Source organism: Streptomyces sp. NPDC026062 (genome assembly GCF_055568375.1).
Genome location: NZ_JBVHOQ010000104.1, coordinates 1 through 5,268 on the forward strand (window position 1 = coordinate 1; position 5,268 = coordinate 5,268).

3 protein-coding genes and 3 pseudogenes are annotated in these 5,268 nt (G+C 63.6%); 3 read left to right on the top strand and 3 right to left on the bottom strand.

Annotated elements, in window-relative coordinates; genetic code table 11:
• The coding region (locus ACZ4LX_RS37790; RefSeq protein ID WP_467721408.1) for a transposase at positions 1-189 on the bottom strand (189 nt) is incomplete at its 3' end.
• Between the two features lie 293 nt (positions 190-482).
• On the opposite strand from ACZ4LX_RS37790, the gene ACZ4LX_RS37795 reads away from it, so the two are divergent.
• The 3 genes and pseudogenes from ACZ4LX_RS37795 to ACZ4LX_RS37805 form a co-directional block, all read left to right on the top strand.
• A complete protein-coding gene (locus ACZ4LX_RS37795; protein WP_467651906.1) occupies positions 483-1,844 on the top strand; it encodes a hypothetical protein in 1,362 nt (453 codons plus the stop codon).
• Between the two features lie 723 nt (positions 1,845-2,567).
• Entirely contained in the window at positions 2,568-3,350 is a 783-nt protein-coding gene (locus ACZ4LX_RS37800; RefSeq protein ID WP_467651904.1) for a hypothetical protein, read from the top strand.
• An 84-nt stretch (positions 3,351-3,434) separates the two neighbouring features.
• A pseudogene (locus ACZ4LX_RS37805) lies at positions 3,435-3,647 on the top strand (IS256 family transposase); the annotation flags it as partial.
• Here ACZ4LX_RS37805 and ACZ4LX_RS37810 read toward each other — a convergent pair.
• Positions 3,644-3,996, bottom strand: a pseudogene (locus tag ACZ4LX_RS37810) (transposase); the annotation flags it as partial. The pseudogenes ACZ4LX_RS37805 and ACZ4LX_RS37810 overlap by 4 nt on opposite strands.
• A 219-nt stretch (positions 3,997-4,215) precedes the next feature.
• A pseudogene (locus tag ACZ4LX_RS37815) lies at positions 4,216-5,101 on the bottom strand (IS256 family transposase); the annotation flags it as partial.
• Positions 5,102-5,268 lie beyond the last annotated feature (167 nt).

Consider the following 5,268-nt stretch of genomic DNA (forward strand, 5'->3'; position numbering starts at 1 on the left):
CCAGCCTCGCAGGGCCTCGGGGTGGACGCCGAGGTCGACGGCCAGCTTCTTGATCTGTGGCTTCGGATCCGAGGTGCGATACATCCGCACCGCACGCTCACGCAATTCCAGCGAGTACTTCCTGGGGGCAGCCATGGTCGATGTTCCTCTCATGAAAACCATCTGACCCTCTGTCACCATCCTCCGCATCTCGGGGGAACCTCAGGTCATCCGGCGCCTGCAAGGCCGCGAAACGAACCGAGGGGAATCAGGCCGGTTCATCCGTGCTCAAGGAATGGAGAACCATTCAGTGCGGGCGGTTCAAGCCAAAATGGAGGTCGGGCCGAAGCGAGGTACTTTCCTATTCTCGTATGAGGTATATCTATCGTGCTGGCACTTCCCGGCCAGTCACATGTCCAGTTAGGCAAGGGAGCACTCAATGGTGCCGAATGGGTTGAGTGCTCCAGGCGATCCAGGAGATTCGATCAAGGGTGAGGTGAGCGATGCCACGAGTCCTGAGACCCAACCCAGAGTTGCGGGCGCTGCTGGCGGAGGCGAACTGGAGTGGCCAGGATTTGGCTCGCGCGGTCAATCGGGCAGGCGCGGAGAGCGGACTGATCTTGCGGTACGACCGCACCGCGGTTGCGCACTGGCTGGCTGGCAGCCGACCGGCTGAGCACATTGCCGTGCTGGTTGCCGAATGCCTTTCACGGGTACTGGGGCGGCAGGTATCGGTTGCTCAGACAGCGCTGCGGGGCTTCGATCATGGCGCCTCACCCATCGAGCCCTCCGCTCTGCGACTGGAAGACATCGTGGCGCCCCTCATGGAACTTGCCGCTGACGACTCGGGCAGGCCGAAGAAGGCTCGCACCGTCGCCTACGCCGTAGGGTTGTCGCCCGATCCGCCTCCTGCCATCTCGTCGTCATCTCCGCCACTGCCGACGCCACGTCGGAAGGTTGTCCCCACAGTCGCCCGATCTGCCGAATTGTTACTTCCGATATTTACGCAGAACGACGCCCAATACGGCGGTGGCCACAGCCGTCAGGCCCTTTCTGTGTACCTGGCGGCGGATATCGTCCCCCCGCTAAGAGTCGGTGCCGCACCGCGAAAGCAAGAACTCCTGCTCGCCCAAGCAGCACGGTTGACTTACCTGGTCGGATACATGTCCTTCGATCAGAATCTCGGCGGTGTGGCGCAGGTGTACTACCGGACTGCCGCTCGCCTCGCGACACAAGCTGGTGACCGGGGAGTTTACGCCACCGTCCTCCGAGCCATGAGCGTTCAGGCGTACTTCCTGGGGCACGAAAGCCATGCCCTGGATCTCGCTGAAGCGGCGGCCCGGCACATTCCCCGTCTGCCAGCCGGATTCGCTCCGCACCTCACAGCACAAGTGGCCCTGGCTAGCGCCGCTCGCGGCGACAGTCGGCGAGCACGCGCAGAGCTGCACCGGGCTGAGCAACTGGCCGAGACGACGAACGGTTCGCATGGCACGTTGGGTGAATTTCATCTGGCGGCGCTTGCTCACCAGCGAGGAGAGCTACTCAAGGCGACAGGTGACCTCGACGGCGCGATCCGAGCACTCACGCTGTCTCTACGTACCCGGCCGGCCGAAGAACGGCGGGCGCGCGCTCTCACCAGGGCAAGACTGGCAGAACTGATGCTGCAACAGGGGTTTCTGGATGAGGCATGTGCCCATTGGGCCAGCTTCCTGGACGATCTGCCGACCCTTCGGTCGGCGCGGGCCACCGACGCGTTGGCGACGATGCATTCCCGTCTCAGACCGTACCGCCGTACGTCTGCGGCCAAGGTCATACTCGACCGTGTCCGGCTCCATCTCGCGACTCCACAGGTTTGGCAGTTTTGAATGACGCCACAAGCATTCCCGAGGAAAGCGAAATTCAGAAGAATTCCAGTCGGCTATCGGTGCTCCGCAGTGTCCTGGTTGGTCGAACGCCGCACCAGCCCTTCGCCACCCAGTGCCGTTGCAACCGCTCACGGCGTGCACATACCCCCTGCATACGCCTGCGGCCAATCACCGATCGAAGTGTGATTCGATTCATACGGCCACCGAGGATTGCCTTGGTTTTTCCGCTTCTGAATCATCACTGATGCGCGTTGGAAGGCCACTCAACCTTCCTGACGACCCCAGGGATGAGTCCCTGGGGATCGAGAGCACCGCATGGTCGCGTCAAGTATCAGATATATCCGTCATTGGGGAGTGGTGGCAGTGCAACGTAGTAGTCTACTTGAGACCTTCAACCACATCGGCGTTTCAATCGGGCGAGGTTCAGTCATCGTCCCTGCATCCTGGGTGCATCCGCAGCGCGGCCCGATCGTCTGCCCCGCGCGGCCTCTCCTCTCCCGGATTGCCGAGGAGGCCGGCTACGCCGTAGACACCCAGGTACTGACCGCCAATGGATTGTCCCCGGCGCACCGAAATACGGTCACGCTTTACGGTGCGACCTACACGGACCCAACCGGAGGAGCGGTCGGGTTCGCAGTCGGCGCACGCTCCTCGGAGGCGGCAACGCGAGCCTTCGCTTCTCAGTTGGTCGCCGAGTGGCACGCCGCCCTCCGGACGAGGAGAATGATCGTCCCCATCGGCGCGGACGAACAGGCGGCGACACGGGGGACCGCCGAACGCCCCATTGGTGGCGCGGTGTCTGCGCAATCGCCGGATCTCGACATCGGCGCATGGCGCGCGTGCGGTTGTGCCTCGACCACGGCCTGCCCGGGAGTCGAGCTTGCGGTGGACGCAGTCCACCGATTCAAAGCAAGAGGAGACGACATTGTTCTTGTGGGCGAACCAGTGTCGGCCTGGTGCAAGGAGCCCTTCCTGGCCAGGGAGCATCAGGGGCGCCTAACTCACTGCCGTACACCTGAAGAGGCTGAGCAGCTGGTGCTTGCCGCCCCGGAGAATGCCGCATTCGTCATTGCGCCCGGGACCCCCGCCTCAGTATCAGGGCGCATCGTCACCGTCCTGCGAAGCCGATTTCCTCGGCTACGCGGCCAGCACCCCGACGAATGGTGCTACACGGCAACCGACCTGCAGGCCGCGGCTCGTTCAGCGATCAGCGAATGCGACACGCTTCTCCTCGCCGGCATTGGCAGCAGTCCGGTAGGGACCATTTCAGCTGCTGAGGCATTACGGGCATCCGTTCCTGTGCACACCATCGGCGATCTCAGCGAACTGCGTCCCGAGCACGTCAACGCGTCCAGTATCGCCATCGTCAGTGCCGCGCGCTCATCCTCCACAGAAGCCGATGTCATGCGCGCCCTGACCGGTCTAGGGCCTTCGGTCATCGTCCGACGCGTGGTCAATAGCGTCGGCCTCAACGGACTCAACTGGCGTGCGTCCAAGGGGACGTGAAGGGCCGGTGGGTACGTACCGTGAAGGGCTTTGTCCGGGGCTGTGAAGCGTTCGCTGCAACTTCCGATCATGGACGATACATCGATGACCAGCAACAACGTGACCGAGGCCGAACCTGTGGAGCCGTCTGAGACGGCGCCGTCGAAGTCTGTGGACGACCCGATGATCGACGAACTGGCGGGCCGGGCTCAGGCCGAGGGCCTGCAGCTGACCGGCGAGGGCGGACTGCTCCAGCAGCTGACGAAGCGGCTTTCGGAGTCGGCCCTCAAGGGCGAGATCACCGACCACCTCGGCTATTGTCCTGAGCCGTTGATTCGTGTGCAGGATGCGGCGAGGGTGTCGAGGATGTCATCAGCGGTCTTCGTCCCGACGAACGGCTTGGGGTTCTTGTTCCACTCGTTGATCCAGCGGCGGATGTCGCGTTCGAGTTCGACGACGCTGCGGTGGGCCGAGTGGCGGAATTTGCGGGAGGTCGGCTCGGCAAACCAGTGCTCGACGAGGTTGAGCCAGGACGCCGAGGTGGGGGTGAAGTGCAGGTGGAAGCGGGGGGATGCAGCAGCCACTTCTTGACCGGCTCGGTCTTGTGGGTGGCGTAGTTGTCCAGGACCACGTGGAGTTCGAGGTACTGGGGGACAGCTGCGTCGATGCCCCTTGTCGGCGTACGGACTTTTTTTGGCTCTGGCAAGATTTTCGTAGGCGGAGATCATCTCGGTGACACGGTCGGCCGGTCCGCATGGCGTCAGCGGAGGTGAGCGATCAGGGCCACGCGGTGGCGGAGGAGACGGACGCCGGCTCGTCCGGCCATGATGCGTTTCTGCAGTTTGACGTCCGTGATAGGTCACGTCCCGTGACGTGGTGTAGGTGATCACTCGGTTGTGCCGGGCAGGAGGGTTGTGGTGTCTGGATAGAGGTTGTCCATGCTCTCGGTGGAGAGGTAGCGGCGGGGGAAGGCGATCCACTCGTCGTGGAGTTCGGCGAGGACAGCGGTGGCGAGCCGGTTGACGGCTGCGGTGTTCGGGAAGACCTGGACGACATCGGAGCGGCGTTTGATCTCCCGGTTGAGGCGTTCGAGCGGGTTGGTCGACTGGATCTTCTTCCAGTGCTGGTGAGGGAAGTCCGCGAAGGCGGTCAGGTCTTCCTTCGCGTGCAGGAGCATTTCTCTGACCTTGGGGAAGTGTTCGCCGAGCATGTCCGCGACGGTGTCGAGATAGGCCCGGACGGTTTCGGCGGTGGGCTGAGCGAAGAGTGTGCGGATCGTCGCGGCGACCATCGCCGCGGCTCCCTTGGGGATCGCGGAGAAGACGTTGCGGACGAAGTGGACCCGGCGGCGCTGCCAGGCGGCGCCGAGCATGACCTTGCGGATGGCTTTGACCAGGCCGCTGTGGCTGTCGGAGATGACCAGGCGGACACCGCTCAGGCCGCGCTCTCGCAACGAGCGCAGGAAGGCGGCCCAGAAGGCCTCGGTCTCGCTGTCGCCGACCATGACGACCAAGGACCTCGCGGCCGCCGTCCTCGGTGACACCGGTGGCGATGACCACGGCCTGGGAGACGATCCGGTGGTCCACTCGGGCCTTGACGTAGGTCGCGTCGAGATACACGTAAGGGAATCGGGTGTGGTCCAGCGGCCGGGTGCGGAACGCGTCGAGCTGTTCGTCGAGATCGCCGCAGATCCGGGAGACCTCGCTCTTCGATATGCCGGTGTCCGAGCCGAGTGCCTTGACCAGGTCGTCGACGCTGCGGGTGGAGACCCCCGTAGGCATCAACGAAGCCAATAGACCGTTCCATTCGCCCCGCCGACCGATGGCTGATTCTTCCCGCCTTCTCATATTGATCCGAAACGCTTTGGGTTCAGGCTCGTTGACGGTGTGTGAGTGATCTGGTGGGGGATGCGCGGACCTGGTCGCCGGACGCGCAGGAG